16 protein-coding genes are annotated in these 18,515 nt (G+C 50.3%); 11 read left to right on the top strand and 5 right to left on the bottom strand.

Annotated elements, in window-relative coordinates:
* Positions 1–38: 38 nt before the first annotated feature.
* Complete coding sequence (tnpC, locus tag ACYZTU_RS06855) at positions 39–1,586, top strand: IS66 family transposase (RefSeq protein WP_461964104.1); 1,548 nt, start codon at positions 39–41, stop codon at positions 1,584–1,586.
* On the opposite strand, the gene ACYZTU_RS06850 is transcribed toward tnpC, so the two are convergent.
* On the bottom strand, positions 1,587–2,327 hold the full coding sequence (locus ACYZTU_RS06850) for a hypothetical protein (RefSeq protein WP_461968945.1): 741 nt from the start codon (positions 2,325–2,327) through the stop codon (positions 1,587–1,589).
* A gap of 149 nt (positions 2,328–2,476) precedes the next feature.
* On the opposite strand from ACYZTU_RS06850, the gene ACYZTU_RS06845 reads away from it, so the two are divergent.
* From ACYZTU_RS06845 to ACYZTU_RS06835, 3 genes are all read left to right on the top strand, one after another.
* Positions 2,477–2,782, top strand: a complete 306-nt coding sequence (locus ACYZTU_RS06845) for a helix-turn-helix domain-containing protein (protein WP_461968943.1) — start codon at positions 2,477–2,479, stop codon at positions 2,780–2,782.
* Between the two features lie 306 nt (positions 2,783–3,088).
* On the top strand, positions 3,089–4,507 hold the full coding sequence (locus tag ACYZTU_RS06840) for a ComEC/Rec2 family competence protein (RefSeq protein WP_461968941.1): 1,419 nt from the start codon (positions 3,089–3,091) through the stop codon (positions 4,505–4,507).
* A gap of 285 nt (positions 4,508–4,792) precedes the next feature.
* Positions 4,793–5,773: a hypothetical protein gene (locus tag ACYZTU_RS06835; RefSeq protein ID WP_461968939.1), complete on the top strand. Its 981-nt coding sequence runs from the start codon at positions 4,793–4,795 to the stop codon at positions 5,771–5,773.
* Between the two features lie 347 nt (positions 5,774–6,120).
* On the opposite strand, the gene gapS1 is transcribed toward ACYZTU_RS06835, so the two are convergent.
* The 3 genes from gapS1 to istA form a co-directional block, all read right to left on the bottom strand.
* Positions 6,121–7,647 (bottom strand): GapS1 family protein, encoded by a 1,527-nt coding sequence (gene gapS1, locus ACYZTU_RS06830; RefSeq protein ID WP_461968937.1) that lies wholly within the window; start codon positions 7,645–7,647, stop codon positions 6,121–6,123.
* A gap of 507 nt (positions 7,648–8,154) precedes the next feature.
* Positions 8,155–8,943, bottom strand: coding sequence for an IS21-like element helper ATPase IstB (gene istB / locus ACYZTU_RS06825; protein WP_131061594.1), 789 nt, complete (start codon positions 8,941–8,943; stop codon positions 8,155–8,157).
* Complete coding sequence (istA, locus tag ACYZTU_RS06820) at positions 8,940–9,962, bottom strand: IS21 family transposase (protein WP_461964101.1); 1,023 nt, start codon at positions 9,960–9,962, stop codon at positions 8,940–8,942. Before istA ends, istB begins: the two co-directional genes overlap by 4 nt.
* Positions 9,963–10,292: 330 nt before the next feature.
* Between istA and ACYZTU_RS06815 the strand changes: the two genes are divergently transcribed.
* Entirely contained in the window at positions 10,293–10,736 is a 444-nt protein-coding gene (locus tag ACYZTU_RS06815; protein WP_461968935.1) for an antitoxin Xre/MbcA/ParS toxin-binding domain-containing protein, read from the top strand.
* A 261-nt stretch (positions 10,737–10,997) separates the two neighbouring features.
* Here ACYZTU_RS06815 and ACYZTU_RS06810 read toward each other — a convergent pair whose 3' ends face one another.
* On the bottom strand, positions 10,998–11,306 hold the full coding sequence (locus tag ACYZTU_RS06810) for a helix-turn-helix domain-containing protein (protein ID WP_461968933.1): 309 nt from the start codon (positions 11,304–11,306) through the stop codon (positions 10,998–11,000).
* Between the two features lie 233 nt (positions 11,307–11,539).
* Between ACYZTU_RS06810 and ACYZTU_RS06805 the strand changes: the two genes are divergently transcribed.
* The 6 genes from ACYZTU_RS06805 to ACYZTU_RS06780 all read left to right on the top strand — a co-directional run bounded on the left by ACYZTU_RS06805 (position 11,540) and on the right by ACYZTU_RS06780 (position 18,425).
* Positions 11,540–11,914, top strand: coding sequence for a hypothetical protein (locus ACYZTU_RS06805; protein ID WP_461968931.1), 375 nt, complete (start codon positions 11,540–11,542; stop codon positions 11,912–11,914).
* Positions 11,915–11,916: 2 nt separating this feature from the next.
* Positions 11,917–12,396 (top strand): hypothetical protein, encoded by a 480-nt coding sequence (locus ACYZTU_RS06800; protein WP_461968929.1) that lies wholly within the window; start codon positions 11,917–11,919, stop codon positions 12,394–12,396.
* A 328-nt stretch (positions 12,397–12,724) separates the two neighbouring features.
* Positions 12,725–13,681, top strand: a complete 957-nt coding sequence (locus tag ACYZTU_RS06795; protein WP_461968927.1) for a hypothetical protein — start codon at positions 12,725–12,727, stop codon at positions 13,679–13,681.
* A 271-nt stretch (positions 13,682–13,952) separates the two neighbouring features.
* Positions 13,953–15,128, top strand: a complete 1,176-nt coding sequence (locus tag ACYZTU_RS06790; protein ID WP_461968925.1) for a polymorphic toxin type 44 domain-containing protein — start codon at positions 13,953–13,955, stop codon at positions 15,126–15,128.
* Entirely contained in the window at positions 15,103–15,525 is a 423-nt protein-coding gene (locus tag ACYZTU_RS06785; protein ID WP_461968923.1) for a hypothetical protein, read from the top strand. Before ACYZTU_RS06790 ends, ACYZTU_RS06785 begins: the two co-directional genes overlap by 26 nt.
* Before the next feature lie 329 nt (positions 15,526–15,854).
* Positions 15,855–18,425, top strand: a complete 2,571-nt coding sequence (locus tag ACYZTU_RS06780; protein ID WP_461968921.1) for an AAA family ATPase — start codon at positions 15,855–15,857, stop codon at positions 18,423–18,425.
* The last annotated feature ends 90 nt before the right edge of the window (positions 18,426–18,515 follow it).

Here is an 18,515-nt window from a genome sequence, read left to right as displayed (position 1 = left end):
TGCTGTCGCAAGCGGTCTGCTTTGGTAAAATCCAGGGCATGACTTCCTCGCCCAATCTCGATCAAATGAATCCCGACCAACTGCGTGCATTCGCTGCGCAGTTGCTGTCGCAAGTCGAGACCATGGGCAAGACCGTCGAAACAATGGGTAAGAAGATCAACCGCGATCAAACGGTGATCGAGAAGCTGACCCACGAGATCGCCCAACTCAAGCGTTTGAAGTTTGCCAAGCGCAGCGAGCAGATGAATCCGCAGCAGGCCAGCCTGCTTGATGACCTGATCGATACCGATATCGCGGCGATTGAGGCTGAGCTTCAAGCCTTGCAAATAGCGCCAGCGGCGACCGAAACAAAGCAAAAGCCCAAGCGCACCGCATTGCCGGCAGAATTCCCACGCATGTTGATCCATCACGAACCGGACAACACCCACTGCCTATGCGGCTGCGCACTCAAGCGCATCGGTGAAGATGTCAGCGAAAAGCTGGACTACACGCCCGGCGTGTTTACCGTCGAACGCCACGTTCGTGGCAAGTGGGTTTGCGATGACTGCGAAACGCTGATCCAGGCCCCCGTACCGGCGCAGGTCATCGACAAGGGCATCCCGACTGCTGGGTTACTTGCCCACGTCATGATCGCGAAGTTCGCTGATCATCTTCCGCTTTACCGTCAGGAATCGATTTTTGGTCGTGCCGGCTTGGCGATTCCACGCTCGACTTTGGCTCAATGGGTGGGGGTTACTGGCGTGCAGTTGCAGCCCCTGGTCGATGCACTGCGCAACGTAGTGCTCGGGCAGCAGGTCGTCCACGCCGATGAAACACCGGTGCAGATGCTCGCTCCGGGTTCGAAGAAAACCCACCGCTCTTATGTTTGGGCTTACGCCACCAGCCAATTTTGCGAAACAGCCGCTGTCGTCTACGACTTCAGTCCCAGCCGCGCCGGTGAACATGCTCGCAACTTCCTGCAAGGCTGGAAAGGTAAGCTGGTCTGCGACGATTTTGGCGGTTACAAGGCCAGCTTCGAACTCGGCGTGACCGAGATCGGCTGCATGGCCCATGCCCGGCGCAAGTTCTTCGAATTGCACGCTACTAACAAGAGCCAGCTCGCCGAGCAGGCCCTGCGTTACATCCAGTTGCTGTACGAAATCGAGAGCGAAGTGCGCGATCTGGAGCCGGATTTACGGTGCCGAATACGGCAAGAAAAAGCCGTACCGGTGATGGGTATGCTGCATGCCTGGATGATCGCCCAGCGTGATCTTGTGCCCGAAGGTTCGGCTATCAGCAGAGCGCTCGATTACAGCCTGAAACGCTGGGCAGCGCTGTCGCGCTACCTCGATGACGGGGCCGTACCCATTGATAATAATTGGGCGGAGAACCAGATCCGACCATGGGCTCTTGGGCGCAAGAACTGGCTCTTCGCCGGGTCGCTACGCAGCGGAAAACGGGCGGCGGCAATCATGAGCTTGATCCAGTCTGCGCGGCTGAATGGTCATGACCCGTACGCCTATCTAAAGGATGTTCTCATGCGCCTGCCGACGCAGCGGGCGAGTGAAATCGAGCAGTTGCTTCCGCATAAGTGGCAGCCGGTTTAATCACGCAAGGCGTGATGCCCGGACGCATACGTTGGAACCACCCTGGAAGCCGATGTAATAGGGGATGGGGCCGGGATTGAGATAGCACCGAAGTGGATTCTCAGCCATTCTGCTTTGGCTTCGCTGTTCTTCGTCCGTGTACTCCAGTTTGTCTGAGAAAAGGCAGTTGTCGATATGGAAGCCCTTGGCTTGATCGTCGTAACCGCTGAGCGAAATCGGTAGCCATTCGTCCGAACTCAATTTCACTAAATTATTGGCCTTGGCGTTTTCAGCCTCCTCCGCTACCAGAGCGCCTATTGCCTTGGTTAGATCCTTCCGCTTGAAGCTGTCCTTCTCCGACAGCCTCCCAGAAGCTAAGCGATAAAGCTCCGGGTTTGCCTTTCGTACGTTGGAAGCGTCAGCAATCGAGTCGGCAATATCATCTGGCGCTTCAATCCAATCCCGTTTCGCGTTGTAAAGGTTAAACGCGGTCATCGGCATCCGGGCGTCGAGATAAGCGTTCGCTTCAGCTTTTCCAGGATCAGGAAAACTCACGACACGCGGGGCATTCTCTTCTGCGATTTGCTGCATTACAGCCGCATCTACGGACTCCGTATCAGCATCTGACTTTTTGGCTGCTGAGACCGCAGCGGGCTGCTTTTGGATCTCCCCTGCTCCATCGCCACAACCGGCCATCAAGCTGACGGGGAATGCGCACGCAAGGAAGAAGCGCAATGGCGACGATTTGTGCCAAACCATCATGAAATATGTCCCTATGAGATTTTTTGATTGGCGGCGCTCCGGAACCTCAGCGCCACTGATTTGCCATCTGCGCGCAAAGTTACCAAATCGGTAGCATTTGAACAAATCTCAAATTGCACCATGACCCCACTGTTTTACTAGAAGACGTCATGGTGCAGAGCACGCTATCTACAAGACTCAAGCAGGCGCGGCTGCGCGCCCGCCTTTCTCAGGAGGAACTGGGAATTCGGATTGGGCTGGAGCCTGCATCTGCTCGGACACGCATGAATCGATATGAGGTCGGAAGGCGTGTCCCGGGTTTTGAGTTGATCCAGCGTATAGCTGCGGAGTTGGGGTTGCCCGCGACCTTCTTCTATGCCGCAACAGATGATGAAGCTGAGCTGTTGACTCAGTACCATCAGTTCGACCAGGCAGATAAAGAGCGGGTGCTGACTTTCATCAAAACTATTGGCTAACAATCCTCTGTGGCATAGCCGGCGTAATTATCCCCTGATGACGCTCTCATAAACGTCACAAAAAAGTGCCCCATACTGCCTCTGCCCTGCAATGGCTGATCTTGGCGGGCGGGATTGCGCGCGACTCAGTTATTCCTGCCTGCGTCATCACGAGTCATGCTGAACTCTCGGACATAAGCCGAGGAAAGGAGAAATTAAGGCTGCGCACCGCAATAGCACATTGCCCTCACTGCACGTTATCATTGCTCCCTTGCGCCCAGAAGCCACCAAGCCGCACCACTTATTACTCATGGATTAGAAAGCAGCATGGAAAGCAAAGCCCCTCTCGAACCACGCTGGGTTGATTACTACGCCTCGTTCGAAACAGTCGTCAACGATGGTGATACCCAGACCGATTTCGCCACCGTTGTGATCGACGCTATCCCAAAGTCTTCGGCTGTTGCCCTCAGAACGCTCAACGTTGATAGAGCTTTCGAAGATCTGGATAGGTACTTCCCGGTGTTCATGCTGACTGCAAAGCTTGAGGTGAAGCGAGCGAACGACCTTGTGGAAAATTCAGGTTGGATCGAATTGTCGATTAGCACTGACCCGCATGGCGACGAGGAGAGTTTCCAAGCCTCATCGATCACGTTCGAAGGCGATGAAGAACAAGCGGAAGCTATATTTTGGGTGCGGGTGCGATCGACTTCTGTTGCAAAGAGAAATCTAAGCGCGCTTGCAGCGATAGCGGAATTTCCCACGGTGGCGGATGCCACAGTTCCGACTCTGATCCCTTTCGACTGCGCGCACGACGCTGTAGGCGTTGCGGTTTATGACGTGGGCCAGGCGAGCTTTTGCGCTCTGGTAGACCAATATGAACACCCCTTAATGTTCTTCGATTTTGGTTGGCCGCTGTCATTCAACAAAAAGTCGTTGCGGTTGCCAGGTCCGTTTTCGCCTCTTGATGAATCCTTGCAAAGAAACGGCCCCCAGCCGGTAGTTTTGTCTCATCTTGACTGGGATCACTGGGGGTTTGCGCACCTTTCCGGTAGGGCCCGGTTTGATCATCAGAACGGCCATTGGCATTCTGCCCCCAAATACAAGGAAGACGCCCTAAAACGGCCATGGCTAATGCGCCGGCCACGATTTCATCGCCACAAGCTTGGTCCGAGCCACATTCATTTCCTCTTGACGCTGAGTCGTACTTTCCTTCCAGATGGGACGTGCGCTCTAACATTTTGGCCTGCAAAACGTTCGAAGTTATCTCTCACCAACTACACAATTATCCGATGCGGCCCTCCAAAAAACTGGAAAACGAACTCTGCGTATCTCAGGAACAATGAGTCGTTGGCGCTAGCGGCAAAGCTTGAGAGCCGCCCTGAAAAAGTATTACTGACCGGAGACTCAGATTTCCCCTCCATCCCCGCTCACTATCTTAAGGGGCTAACTGGCATGGCTGCCCCTCACCATGGAGGTGCAATAACCAGGCATTCCACGCCTGCGGCACCGCGATATAGCCGAATGGTTCGCTCCACCTACCCTGGCTGCTATGAAAACGTTCCTTCACACTTGGCAGAAACTGAGGCGACAAATCAAGGCTGGGAACTTCACGATACAAACGACCGGGCCCTATGCAATTGCGCGCCTAGGTGTAACACACACGGTAATAAACTCATTCCACTGAGTGCAGATAATCCTAAGTGCAGTTGTGGCAATGTACCCTCGTTCGGCCTGTGTCTGAGATAACGCTCCACCGAAGTTTTGATGGTCTCCAAGGTACGGATCGGAAGGGTGAATTGACGGGGTGCTCACGAACAAGTGATTCCAGTCGGCAACCATGATTCATCCCATCGATATAACGGATTAACGAGAGCCACTGGCCGCTCATTAGCGGCCGCGTGTGGCCGACTGCCACTCAAGACAGGCAGCTATCGGCCAAGAGCCGACAGTATGGACTACGAAATGTGGGACAATTCAGGCGCTGTGCGAACGATCATTTTGAGTGTTTTTTTGGGTTAGGAATGCAAATTCATGCCAGTTAAAGTTTTTTTGAAAACGCTTCAGGACCTAGAACTCAATAAAGTAGATTCTGTCTCCGACGCATTGAGCGCGATTGAAAACTTTGTACAGCACATGCAACAACTCTCCGATAAGCACTCTCGAAAGCAATGGTCGAAATTATTTCTAAGTGAAAAAGTATTTTCCACCAAAGAGTTTTTCACAATCAGTGATTTTCGTTGCTATTGTAAAGTCAATTTGAAAGTTGGAGTCTCTCAGCTGAAAAAGGTTTTTGATGAGATTAGATTTCGACTTGAGGAAGAACCTGATGATTCAATAAATCTAATGCGACTTTATAAAAAAGTCCTGAATGATTACTTATTTGATTTTAAGCATTTTGTAGAATTTTTAGAGCAAGAAAAAAACAAAGAATACGTTTTTTTCTCGGGTGGCAAATCCATACGTACAGAGACGTATCACCTATATAATTTTTCACAAGCTTTGGTTTGCTCTGGCACACATGGGGAAAATATAATCGCATCATTTCACAAAGAGGCTCAAACCGCATCTGCATTCGTACTGCGGCAAGCATTGGAGCTGAAATTTGATCGGGCTATATCAGTAACCATTCGTGATGGGAATGGTAATCGCCCCCGCTTAAAACATGGATTTCACTATTCATTTATGATCGCTAGGCCTGACCTATTTGAATTTGTTGATTACGATTTCACGCTCATAAAAAACGTTTACGACTGGTGCAGCAATATTGTCCACACTGGATATCAACCATTAATTTGGCAGATGCCATTTGCCTACGAGCTTTGCTCCGGCGTTTTCACATGGGGGCAGATGAACGTTAATGGAGGGCACAGCATTCACGGCGGCGTGCGCATCCGTAATGTTCCAGAAATGCAATTAGCATTCGCAGAGCATTTTGCAAATAGTTATGATCACGGCATATGGTGTATTACCGCCCACAAGCCCGAAGCAGCAGATTTTACCGTTTACAGTTGAATTAAGTTGAAGCAATGCTGAAATTTTTGAAAATCAGAAAATATTGGGCAAGCACTACCTATTTCAGCACAGCGATGGTAACTGTTTAACCGATGTCTACGGGAGGCCTCCAGCCGCATAGAGTCCATACCTAGTCTTCACGAAATACACCCTTTGGCCGAAAGCGGCCAGTCACGATTGGCACCATCCGGCCAAAAAGAGATAGTGGACATTACCCACGCCAAGGCGCTAGCGTCACCCCCTTCAATTCGAATGCGACACCATGGATGCTATTGCCGATTACTCAAATGAACAACCATCGCCGTTGCGTCGTGGAACTCTGGGAAACCGTATTCGGTTAGCATCCGTCATTGACCAGGCTCAGAGAGAAAATCCTCCGCTTGCTCATCAAAAGCCCCCCCTAAGTCATGATATTCTGGCCAAGTGGAGAGGTGAGCAGCAAAATAATATTTTTCCGTTTCAAGGTTTGAGTCCGCCTCCTTTGCTCGCTCCATTGCTTCATTAATGGTGATTTTTCCACTGCCCACAAGATGCATTAGCGACTCAAACTCATCAATACTAAAAAAATATATATTCTCCAAAGGAATTCTGCTGCACTCTGAATAAGATGAGAGAATGCGGACCACCTCCCCGTGTATTAAGTGATCCAAAAACAAAGCATTCCCTATGTAGAGTGATTTATAGGTCACCACAAACAAATAATTTCTAGGCTGGCTTCTGACCCCCCAAGAGCAATCACTAGCACTGTCCAGATTTATTTTTACCTCCTGCCCTTGCTCTACGGCCTTTAATAATGAACTTTTTATTGCCCCCTTAAGTACATCACTCAAATGCGTAAACTTTGCGCGATCGGCAAGCTCTACCCCTTTCGCATCGACAAAAATATTTTCCCCGCCAGAATGAATTAAAAAGTCAACCAACTTACTCTGCGGACCTAAAACCTTCTTTAAATCACCTTCCGTACGAAAAGGGAGTTTCGACCGCTGAATAACATCACCAACATAAGTCTCAAATCGCCTACCAAACCTATCAGGGAATTTAGTTGTCCGCTTGAGTGCATCATAAACAAAATAATCTAAAGACTTAGATAAAACCCTTCTGCTAACGCACCAGTATTCTAAGCCGCATTTTATTATTGGAAAATTTAAAAATGGCGTCTGCTCAAGAAATTCAGCGGGCCGCCTGTAAGGACTAGAAAGCTCGTTGAACTGGCTGCCCACAAGGTCAATATCAATAGAAATTGCAGTTAGAAATTTTTCGACGTCATTAAATCTGAACTTTGCAATAGGCAAGTCATGCACATGAAATTTATAAATCCCTCTAGATTCCAGTATGGCTACCAAAAAGGCTGATAACTTAAGAAACGTGTCAAGCTCCAATCCATATTTTGAGCTGAATTCAGTTTTGAAGTAATCATTGTCTTTAGCTTTTGAAAACATTTCCCGCTGTCTCATTATGCCTTTTAGCGATACGAAATGCTGATATGTATATTGCTGATATATCATTGCTCTACTATACAACGCTATTGGTTTGTAATCATCCGGCAATCGTGAATAATTCGAAAGCTTTACAACCAACATCTCTAGAGCTTCCAAATCATTAGGACGCATCTCTCTTTGTTTTCCAGTCGGGCGCCCTGAATCCATAAGTGCCCATTTCAATACCACTATCCAAAGCCATGGAAGCGCCATAAGCCCGTTCAAGTCATCAGTATTGAAACTATTAATTTTTTCGGCGCAAACTTCTAAAATGCTAGATACGGTATATTTCCTTAGATTATTTCTGATTGGCTTATAACGCTCATAAAATCCCGCCTCAGTTACAATCCACCTATTATCAACAGCGGTTGGTGCCTCAGCCTCTTCATTACGCATTGAACACTCCCATTTACTCATCACAGCAATTAAAATCTCATTGACTAAATCACAATTCCTAGCACGGCACACGCCGACAAAAGTACTCAATACAATATTGCCAAGGTTACTTGCTAACGAAAACTCGTACTACTAGCATACTGTGGATTTAATTAACTTAGTCAACTGCTCTCGTATATTATCCGCAGCGCCGTGCGGGAAGTGCTTGCCAGCAAAATTGCTGCCGGATTCATTGGTAGGTAAAGTCAATAGCCTCTGTCCGCGACTGTTAGCCAATGTTAACCCAGTTCTCATGATACGAGCGCTCCACCAGAAGGTCGCCGACTATGCTGGACATTGCCTTCTCCCGCCCTGGGACCGATAAGCGTCGTGTCAAAAGCAGCGATGATTTCTTGGTGGTCTGGGGCCCATGACCACGGAAAGGAAGGTTATATGTCAACACCGGTTGAAAACTGACCCACCCTACCGAAGTAAAACTGACCCACCCCGGCGGTGTTTGAGGTCTGTTTATTTCTGTGGCGAGGCCGTTTCTCTCGGCACCACCTGACCTGATTTCAGCTTGTCCTTGAGTCGATAACTCTGTCCGCTGACCTGGACGATATGCGCATGGTGCAGAAGCCGATCCAGCAGCGCAGCGGTCAGTGTCGAGTCGTCCGCGAAGGTCGTTGCCCACTGGCTGAACGGCAAGTTGCTGGTCAGCACCAAGCTGCCATGTTCGTACCGTTTGGCGATCACGTTGAAGAACAAGTTGGCTTCGTCACGGCCGAACGGCAAATAGCCGATCTCATCAATCACCAGCAGTTTCGAGCGTTGAACAACGCGACTGAAATACTGAGCCAGGCGCCCTTGATGGTGCGCGGCGACGAGTTGCAAAGTCAGGTCGGCGGCGGAGATGAATCGGGTCGAAATGCCTGCCATGATCGCCCGATAAGCCAGAGCGCTGGCCAAGTGTGTTTTGCCAACGCCCGAAGGCCCCAGCAGCACGACGTTTTCCTTACGCTCGATGAAGGCCAGCCCGGCCAGTTCCAGGATCTGGCTTTGCGGCGCGCCGCTGGCGAATTTGAAGTCGTATTGTTCAACCGTTTTTACCGCCGGCAGCCCGGACTGTTGCAGCAGCGCTTGCCGCCGCCGCTCGTTTCGAGCGCGATCCTCGCTCAGCAGAAGCTGTTCCAGGAAGTCGGCATAGCTCGTTTCTTTTTCGGCCGCTTGCTGGGCCAGTGCCGGCCAGTCCGTCGCAAAAGTGTCCAGCTTGAACTGTTGGCAAAGAGACTCGATGCGCAGATGTTGAAGGTTCATGGACGTACCTCAAGCAGTGCCTGATAGACCGAGAGCGGATGCTGCAAGCTTTCCACCGGCATGGGTTGGGCGACCGAAATCATGCTGCTCGCAACCCCTTGGATCTGGGGCAGGGGCAACAAGTGGTGCACTTCGGTATCCAGTCGGTGTTGCGGTATTTCGCCCGTCGTCGCATGTGTTCGGGCGTTGGCGACCTCCATCAACCAAGGGCCGATCTTGCTGTTCGCGACTTCAACGTCCAACAGCAAGTTGACCTGGTTTAGTGACGCGGCCAGTGGCACTGCGAAGCTGTTTTTCAGGTAGTGGTTGAAGCGCTCGACCTTACCCTTGGTCTGCGCCCGATACGGCCGGCAGACTTTCGGTGTGAAGCCGTAGCGCTCTGCCAAATTCAATAGCGCGGGATTCCAGCGGTGCTGACCGGGGCCATAAACATCGCGTTCCTGGATTATGGTTTTGGCGTTGTCGAAGAGTAGCTTTCGCGGCGTACCGCCGAAGAAACGCAGCGCCTTTTCGATACCGGAACACCAAGCTGCGGAGTCTTCGCGACGGGAGAAAACGACGTAGGTCGCACGGCTCCAGCCCAACGTTGCAACGAATGCCAACAACGGATCGCGGCCACGCCGAATGACGGTGAAGTCCACCTGCATCTGTTCGCCGGGCTCTGTTTCAAAGCGCACGACGGCTTCGTTTGCCTTGGATTTCAAGGTCAGCAGAAAGCTGGTGAGGATTGAGTATCCGCCTTCGTAACCCTGTTCGCGGATTTCCCTCAACAGCACGATGGCGGGAATCCAATGTGGTCGAGCGGCTTCTACGCGCTGGCGCAGATAGGCCTCGAAAGGCACAAGCTTGCCCACGCGCTGCGCGCGCGGGCCATAGACGACGGGCTGGCGCTGGGCCTGTAATTTGAGGTGGCGTCGAATGGTATTGCGAGAGCAGCCCATCTGCCGGGCGATGGCCCGAATAGACAAACCCTGACGAATAAGAACACTGATTTCCACGTGTTGCTCCTGGGACAGCATGGGCAGCTCGCAAAAGCTGCATTTTGCCCAAGTGGGTCAGTTTTCAACCGGTAGGGTGGGTCAGTTTTGCATCGGTACTGACAGTTATAAGACTAAAATGTCTGAGCGTGAGTGAGCGCTTGCTGAGACGCCAGCTGAGTGCATAGATATGCGGTGGGAGAAATTGCCATCTATGGGCCGGGAATTGATGTGAAATGGACATAGGGTCAACGTAATCCTGTAGAGTCAGATGGAGTCCTATTTGACTATTACAACCGTCTCCCAGACCTCGCCGAGGTCGACTTTTTCCAAAACGGACCTTACTACTCGATGAGGAATAAAAGGCTCGCCATGGTGAATACAACAGAGAGCGCCAAAATCGAGGAGCCAATCGAAGCCTCCCTCAAGATGCTTGACCTTGCATCAGGAGTACACGTAGAAGATCTTGCCCACACCCAGTTGACCTTCGGCTTCTACAGCGATCTCACGACGTTACTTGAATTAACCGAGAACCAGTTCTTCGACTTGCTGGGGATCTCGGTTGGAACGAGACGTCGCTTGAAGAAAACGAAGAAACTGACAGTAATGGAGAGCGACTATGCCTTCGCTCAAAGCCAAGTCATTCACGATGCATTGGAGCTTTTTGAAAGAGATAGCAAAGCAACCGTCAATTGGTTCGTCAGCCCGTGTATTGCTTTGAGCGGATACGCGCCCGCGAGCCTGCTATCGACCCTAGTCGGCATCAAAACCGTACGAGCGCTGATTTGGAAGATTGAGCATGGCGTTTATCCATAGCTCATTGCGCAAAATGCACTCATGGGCCATGGCTGTCATTTTACCCTGAGGTCTCGCTCCAGTGAGTTTTCCGTCAGAGGAACGGCTCTTAGTGTCTGACGCATGACATGTGCATCAGACTCTTAAAGTAACCGTTTCAACATTTCTTTTGTTGCTTGGGTTTCAATTTCGATGTGCTACGGCACTACTGGGCTCTGCCTGTGATTCGCCAGATCATGACTGCGAGCTGAATATTCGCTAATCAGTTGCCTGGCTCATTCGCTATCGCGGACAAGGGTCGTCCACCTGTTCACAGCCTTCAAAAGTAAGATCCTCCCGGATTTTGGCCAGCAGATTATCTAGATCCATTTCTGGATTTTTTTGTAGATAACACTGCACCACCAGGCTCGCTGGATGTACGTGCATCACCCCAGCGAGATCTTCGATCTTGCCCAGGCCCGGACACCTCCTTCCTTGCTCCAGGTGTGTCATATAGGCCCTGGAAGTAGTAGCGAAAAATCTTTGCTGCGGAAGGTTTCTGAGCAGCCGCATGCCCTTGAGCGCCGCTGCAAAAGCAACGTTGAGATCCATCGATCACCTCTTGCAAAGGTGAGGATAGAGCCATAAACTCCGCTTTTTAGCGCCCTACAATTGTAGGGTTTCGATCAAATCCCCACAAATATTAAGCGGAAAACATTCAGGGCTTCGACGGCCGGGTCATCTGGCCTTCCAGCGGAATGCGTTCTGAGGTGATGACCTACGTCGTAGGCGCACAGACTCAAGAGATTGGTGATGATTGAATATTCCTGCATGAGGAAACACCTATGAGCCCAGATTACGAGGCGATGCTGTGTAAGCCCAATCTGTCCCTATTTCCCAACGCCAGACTGGTTAATGGACAGTATTTTTGGGGATTCGGATGTCAAGATGGATGGTTTGACCTTCTCAACAACGCTCTCTCCCTCGTTTATGCCAGATGCGAAATAGCATCTGGATGCGAACAGGTCATCGTGGAAGAGGTGAAGGAAAAGTTTGGCGTTCTCAGAATTTGCTATCGCGGTGGTGATGACTTCGTCACAGGTGTGTTCAATCTCGCAGAAGCGATGTCCGTCAACATTTGCGTAATCTGCGGTACTCGGGTCGGTAATAGACGCATGCATTACCATCACCCACGCTGCGATCTGCATTACGACGACTGATCATGAAACTAGTTATGTGCAATCAACCCGACCTTTTGGATGCGTTACACGAACGTCTCTATGAAGGCCACCACCTAATCGATCTCGAATCGGTCAGGAGCTATGTTTCATCCCCCCGATTAATGGATGTACGCGCAAGAAACTTTTCCACCGAAAGGCTCACACCGGTAGGCGACACGTTCCTAGACCATAGAACTATGCTCGCCGATGGCCCTCAGAAGACTTTTGGGATTTCATTAATCGACTGGGTGGCTGCGCGAGAAAGCGCGGATTTGATGGATGATGAGGGCCATTCTGATGGCAATGCGATCAATGTGCAGGTGTGGCCTTTTGATCCGTCACTCCTAAGTGAACAACAAGCGCGTTTAGCCATTGCTCTTTCATACACGAGACTGGAGCTTTATGCAGAGCCTCGTATTATTGGGGCTTTAAATGATATTTTAGAAAGCATCGGTTTTTTTATAGATCCTGAGCGCTACTGATGCTGGTGCGCCCCGTTACACCCACGACATGAATAGTGGATGGCAATAAAATTTGTCAGCCTTCTAATTTGAACTGTGACCGCATTCTGCGAACAGGGCCAAGGGGCAGTGCTCTGGGCAAGAGGCTTGCTCACTATGAATCTTTGAGCCAAGGAACTGAAGTGCTTAGGGCTGCGAAACCCAAAAGACGTTGCGCCCGTTAGGAACACGCGGACGTCCGTCGCTCAGCAATCGGTAATCGGTAATCGGTAATCGGTAATCGGTAATCGGGCCATATCCAATCCAACAGCGGCACTGTTCCGCCTTCTTAAATCAGTGAGATTATATAATGCCAGAAAACCAAAATAGTTTTGTAAACCAATTAGACTTAATTATTAAAACCCTCTCACTATCTGCCAAAATAGGATTACTAATTGGCGGAGGATGCATTGTTATTTATTCACTAATAAATGGCCACTACCCACAAGGCGTCTCGATAGGTGATGGGTTGCTTTTTTTAATAGCCGCACTTTGCTTTGGTGGGATTTACCTTATATTCACAGGACTAATAACAGCAACCGGCGTATTATTATCACCAATTTTAGTCCCAACACTAAGGCTCTACCTAAGAACGACTGAAAAACTGAGCAAAGAAAAATCATCTTTGATATTTGAATATCAAAAAATCAATCTAGCAACGGTATTATTCGGACTATCTGGAGCAATATTTATCTATGCATTATCTAGAAACAACCTAGTCGAACACATACCGCTTATGATCACACCACTATTCCAGTACATAATGTACTCCACCCTTCTCGACCACAACAAAAAAATAAAATCATCGCTAATCGACTCTAAAAAACCAAAAATAGAACACGGCCAAAAAGAGAGCCAAACAGTAGATATTGAATGGTTGAAAAAAACGAGAGCAATGACTATTGGCATTCTTATTGTTACACCACTATGTTTTGGGGGCATCACAACTGACTTACTACAAACTGCAATGACCACTGCAAATGTCAGAATCGAAAAGGCCGTTATTCACGTAAAACCGCCTTACTCCAGTTTACTTCCTGGGCAAACTGACTCAAAATTAGAAAACTACAAGCGATTTGAAAACGCCACGATTATTTTCCGTGGAGTTGGAAACACTACACTTGTTGAAATGCAATCGGAGGATAGGAGTACAAGATTGGAAGTCCCGAACGATTCAATCATCATTGAGAGAAATAAAAAAACAAGCCAAAAGTCGCCGAAAATAAATAATGACTTACTCAAACAAAGCTCTGGCCAGGACTCCTAGCTCAGACCTCCGAGCTGCTACGATGATCCTGCCCTATGATGACCAACGCAACTTTCCTCTTAGATGAAAAAGGAAGCGCTGAGCGCTTACTTTTCACACCGGAGTGATACAAATCCTTAGTATTAGCTAAGGCCGATTTTTGGCTATAACGAGTGAAAACATCAGACAATTCCTACAGACACCGCATCGACGATCACGGTAAGCTCATTTCGCGTCTAAGCGCTTTTAGCCTTCACACAGGGGCTTTACCATTACTATTCAAGGAAGATAAATGACTCCCTCCGCTCGCTTGGGTGACAAGCATGTCTGCCCAATGCCCGGTCACGGCACTACTCCTATTGCTTCCGCCAGTGGCGACGTAAATATCAACTTTATGGGATCTGCTCGTGTTGGCGATACCTGTGGTTGTGGAGCCGTAATCACCACCGGTTTTCCCTCTATTCAAGTAAATGGCCGTCCCATGGCCCACTTAGGCAGCCCAACCAGCCACGGTGGAACGATCATTACGGGGTCGGGCGATGTCGGTGGTGGATTTGTTATGGGCGACGCTGGTGGTGCAACCATCATCAATTTCATGGCGCTCGGAGCGTTTCGGCCAGATGGCACTGTGGACGATGAGAAGATGGCGACCTTATTGGCTGACCCTAAGCTCAAGGAGAAAGCCTTAGCGGCGAACGCTTTGGTGGACCCGAAAGCAGCCTCTGCTGACTCGAAAGAGAAGGCAGAGCCAGACGCAAAGCCCGCCATTTGCAATGATCCAGACATGATGGAAAAACCGGCGAGCTACATTGCTGACGAAATGAATCGCAACATTCACGATCCGGCAGTCATCAAGATGAAAGAGCTGGTGAGCTACGACGTTGCAGCAGAAACCCGCAAGCAAATGGACTTGCCTTGGTATGCACAGATTGGAGCGACAAGCCCTCAAGCGATAGGAGCTGCAAATGGTGCGGCTGCTATGGCCATATGGACTGAGCGAGTTGGTCAAAACCGCCCTTGGGATCACAAACCCATCCTACTTAAACTCTTTGGTGGTGTTTGGTACAAACAAGGAGCTTACGATTATTTTTACGACATCTGGTCGAACGTCCATTACGGGTATGTGGGAATGGCTGGTGGTTTGTCCGAAAGCGCTCTTTCAGACGGTGCGGGCGTTGAACAATTTGCCTCAGATTTCATTCGAAAAGCTGAAGAAAAAATCGTAGAAGTCCTAACGCAACAGACACCTGAAAAACCACTTCCTGGCCCACACCGTTCCGGGAATGTTGAAGGAGCCCGCGCCTTTGACGATGCTCCCGACCGAATATCGATTCAGATAGGTGTGCAGCTTTTCAAGGAGCACCCGAATGGAGGTATCACAGCCAAAATGGTGATGGACAAAGTGTTAGCAGTGGCACCAACGGAATGGGGAGACGGCATACGTGAGCACAAATGTGAAAATAATTAGATTCCGGCGAATCCTTGCCGTGCTCTCCCTGATGATCTCTCCGCTTGCATTCTGGTATGTCGCAACTCCGACTGTAACCGTTCACTATTCAAAGGACGCCACAGAGAATCTTGGAGTTGTTTGGAACACAGAAAACAGGGTTTACAGAAGTGGTCGTGGTGGGCTGTACCCCGGCGAGACCTCGATGGACTTCGGCCACATATTTCCAGATGAAGGCTTTTTTATGGAGTTTTACTGGTGGGGGGAAAGGACTCGCAACCATTGTGTCAACATCACCCCAAAATGGCGGACAACGCATATCTACCTCGATGCGAACGGCGACATCGATAGAAGCGAAGAAAGCGGCACGGATACTGACCGCTTGAAGCCATGTATCACGGACAAGGCGAAACCCTGATTAGACCTTTCCAGAACCTGGCCCCCGCCGCTTTGGAATGATGCAGGCAGCGGGGTCGTTTGTTTCTGGACTAGAAAAATAAGGTGGTGGCCCGCCCGAACCTCCGGACTGTCCCCAGATTACGGCAGAGGCGAGCACCGCGAGAAACTATACCAGCAGTGTTTCCGTCGAGGTAATTAGGCCAAAACTGTAGAACCCTCCAGTAAACGGGGATCTCGTATGGAAGCAAGAGCCCTTGGCTCCTGAGAATTCAAAGACAGACCACGAAATTGCGCATATGAAGGCAGCCTGCTAGCGTCAAATAACTCATCGCCGGCAGGGAGTATCATATGGACGCGCAGGGAGAGGTTCGTACGTGGCTGCTTGAGCAATCGGACTGGCTTCAGGAGGTTGCTGACAGGCTACTGAAGAATAGAAATCTCACGCAGAATGACATTTCACAAATTGCGTCCCTGCTAAAAACACCATCAGGCCAAGCAATCTCCAAACACCGGACTTTTGATGAGCTAACGCATGCCCCTGCTGGCTCAGTGCTCCGGTTGCAAAGCATTGCAGACGTCACGGGCATCGAGAGCCTTGGGCCTAGAGCACCGCTAGTCTTCGGCACCGGCAATTTGACTGTTATCTACGGCCATAATGGGTCCGGAAAATCCTGTTACACCAGGATTCTCAAAAAAGCGACAGGAAAGACTCGCGCTGGTGATCTCAAGCCGAACGTTTTCCAGGCGGCGCCAACTTCCAGCAAATGTACTCTCAACTTTGAACTAGATCAGTCATCTGAAAGCGTCGAATGGCACATTACTGACGCCGCAATCGAACAATTACGCGAAATAGATATATTTGACAGTGATGAAGCTCTTCATTATCTCAAAAGCGAAAGCGCAGCCACGTACAGCCCACCAATTATGGGCCTATTTGAAAAGCTGGCTGCTGCCACCGACTTGGTCAAGGACGCTTTGCAGGCAGAGCAAGATCAGCTTCTGAGCCAGCTTCCCGTCATACCTGCCGCCCACCAAGGTACTCCTGCCTGCAACGACTATCAGCGCCTTAGCTCATTGACGCCATCAGCTGTCGAACAGCTTTTGCGATGGACTCCTGAGAACTTAGGGAGCTTGGAGGCGCTCAATGAACGACTGAAAACCAATGATCCTGCATCACTTGCGAAGCAAAAGCGCGACACCGGCACCCAGGTGAGCAATATAGTCAAAGGCATCAAAGCAGCTGTAGCGGCGTTTGGTACTGAGCAGATTCAAGCCATTCGGAAACAACGGGCCGACGCGGCCGATAAGCGACGTATTGCGATTGAGGGCGCTAAAGCCAAATCAGCCGTGTTGGAAGGTGTCGGGACACCTACATGGAAAGCAATGTGGGACGCGGCCCGCGCATACTCTCTGATCCCCTACCCGGACCGACCTTACCCAGTGACCCAAGAGGGGCGTTGCGTCCTCTGCCATCAAGAATTATCGCCTGAAGCCCAAGACCGACTTAATGATTTCGAGCAGTTTGTACAAAGCAAGCTGGAAACAGATGCAAAGGCCGCCGAGCGAGCCTACGACGAAAGTATCCGAACGCTCCCTGTAGGGCTCACACAAGCCGAAGTACAAACGCAATGCACCGCGGCAGCTTTAACTACGCCTGAGTGGATGGCAGCTTTGTGGGGCTTCTGGATTAACGTGGGGGCTGTGAGGAAAGCATTACTTGATCATGAACAGACAGGCGAGGCGTGCGCTGTCCCTGAGTTCGCTGAGAACCTCCTGGTGCTCGAACAATTTGCGCAGCAGTTGACCTCTGAAGCGATACAGTTCGATCAAGATGCGCTTCAGTTTGATAGGCCAAAGGCCGTTGCTGAGAAAGCGGCGCTTGAAGCCAGCCAGTGGGTTTCACAGCAAAGTGAAGCTGTTAGGAAAGAGCAGCAGAGGCTCAAGGATTGTAAAGTCCTCGACAAGCTGAAGAGTGCTGCCAGCTCTCGACGTATCTCTACTAAAGCGACGGAGATTTCCGAAAGTGTTGTGACCGAGTTGTACGTCAAGCGATTCAATGATGAGCTTCGTGCGCTTGGCGCCACGCGGATACAGGTTGAATTAACAAAGACCAGAACCACTAGGGGTAAGGTACTTCATCAACTCAAGCTCAAAGCCGTGAAAAACGGAGATCATTCTCCTGACAAAGTGTTGAGCGACGGTGAACGTCGGATCATATCCCTGGCGGCTTTTTTGGCGGATGTTACCGACAAGCCAGGAGTCGCACCGTTTATTTTCGACGATCCCATCTCTTCCCTCGATCATGACTTCGAATGGAAGGTCGCATGCCGTCTAGCTGAGCTGGCTAAGGGGCGCCAAGTTCTCATCTTCACCCATCGACTATCGTTTTATGGAGCGATGGATGATGTTGCTAAGAAAATCGGCGATTCGTGGAAGAAGGCTAACTTCCAGCAAATGTGCATCGAGTCTTTTGGCGGAGCTTCGGGCCATCCAGCTGACCAAGCGGTATGGAACAGCTCAACCAAAACCGCGAACAACATTCTGCTGGAACGGCTGAGAGACGCAAAGAAAGCCGGCGAAGCTGCGGGGCCAGCGGCTTACAATGCATTAGCTCAGGGCATCTGTAGTGATTTCAGAAAGCTGATTGAAAGATCGGTTGAGGATGACCTCTTGTACAAAATTGTCGTGCGACATCGGCGCGGCATCTCCACCGATGGTCGGCTTCCCGCTCTGCTCGGAATAACCCGTGAGGATCTTCAGCGGATTGACGAGTTGATGACCAAATTCAGCTGCTTTGAACATAGCCAGTCCGATGAGGTGCCCGTCCAGGTGCCAGAGGAGGCAGAACTGAAAGCTGACATTGAGTCGCTCAAACAGTGGCGAGATGATCTGGAGGCGCGGAGGAAAAAAGCAGCGTAGAACATAGGTGTCGGCGCGCCGCACCCCAGATTTAAATGTGGTAAGGATGCGGCGGAGCAAGGTTCACATACTTGTCAACACCGGTTGAAA

The sequence above is a fragment of the Pseudomonas sp. HLT2-19-2 genome (genome assembly GCF_054898005.1).
Note: the sequence above shows the minus strand (reverse complement) of the source record. Positions and strands in the feature narration are given on the sequence as shown.

What these genes read in the sequence shown, in the direction of transcription:
- ACYZTU_RS06805 (WP_461968931.1), top strand. Translation starts at nt 11,540, where the DNA reads ATGAGCCCAGATTACGAGGCGATGCTGTGTAAGCCCAATCTGTCCCTA.
- ACYZTU_RS06780 (WP_461968921.1), top strand. Translation starts at nt 15,855, where the DNA reads ATGGACGCGCAGGGAGAGGTTCGTACGTGGCTGCTTGAGCAATCGGAC.
- ACYZTU_RS06795 (WP_461968927.1), top strand. Translation starts at nt 12,725, where the DNA reads ATGCCAGAAAACCAAAATAGTTTTGTAAACCAATTAGACTTAATTATT.
- istB (WP_131061594.1), bottom strand. Translation starts at nt 8,943, where the DNA reads ATGAACCTTCAACATCTGCGCATCGAGTCTCTTTGCCAACAGTTCAAG.
- gapS1 (WP_461968937.1), bottom strand. Translation starts at nt 7,647, where the DNA reads ATGCGTAATGAAGAGGCTGAGGCACCAACCGCTGTTGATAATAGGTGG.
- ACYZTU_RS06810 (WP_461968933.1), bottom strand. Translation starts at nt 11,306, where the DNA reads ATGGATCTCAACGTTGCTTTTGCAGCGGCGCTCAAGGGCATGCGGCTG.
- ACYZTU_RS06790 (WP_461968925.1), top strand. Translation starts at nt 13,953, where the DNA reads ATGACTCCCTCCGCTCGCTTGGGTGACAAGCATGTCTGCCCAATGCCC.
- tnpC (WP_461964104.1), top strand. Translation starts at nt 39, where the DNA reads ATGACTTCCTCGCCCAATCTCGATCAAATGAATCCCGACCAACTGCGT.
- ACYZTU_RS06840 (WP_461968941.1), top strand. Translation starts at nt 3,089, where the DNA reads ATGGAAAGCAAAGCCCCTCTCGAACCACGCTGGGTTGATTACTACGCC.
- ACYZTU_RS06850 (WP_461968945.1), bottom strand. Translation starts at nt 2,327, where the DNA reads ATGATGGTTTGGCACAAATCGTCGCCATTGCGCTTCTTCCTTGCGTGC.
- ACYZTU_RS06845 (WP_461968943.1), top strand. Translation starts at nt 2,477, where the DNA reads ATGGTGCAGAGCACGCTATCTACAAGACTCAAGCAGGCGCGGCTGCGC.
- ACYZTU_RS06835 (WP_461968939.1), top strand. Translation starts at nt 4,793, where the DNA reads ATGCCAGTTAAAGTTTTTTTGAAAACGCTTCAGGACCTAGAACTCAAT.
- ACYZTU_RS06800 (WP_461968929.1), top strand. Translation starts at nt 11,917, where the DNA reads ATGAAACTAGTTATGTGCAATCAACCCGACCTTTTGGATGCGTTACAC.
- istA (WP_461964101.1), bottom strand. Translation starts at nt 9,962, where the DNA reads ATGCTGTCCCAGGAGCAACACGTGGAAATCAGTGTTCTTATTCGTCAG.
- ACYZTU_RS06815 (WP_461968935.1), top strand. Translation starts at nt 10,293, where the DNA reads ATGGTGAATACAACAGAGAGCGCCAAAATCGAGGAGCCAATCGAAGCC.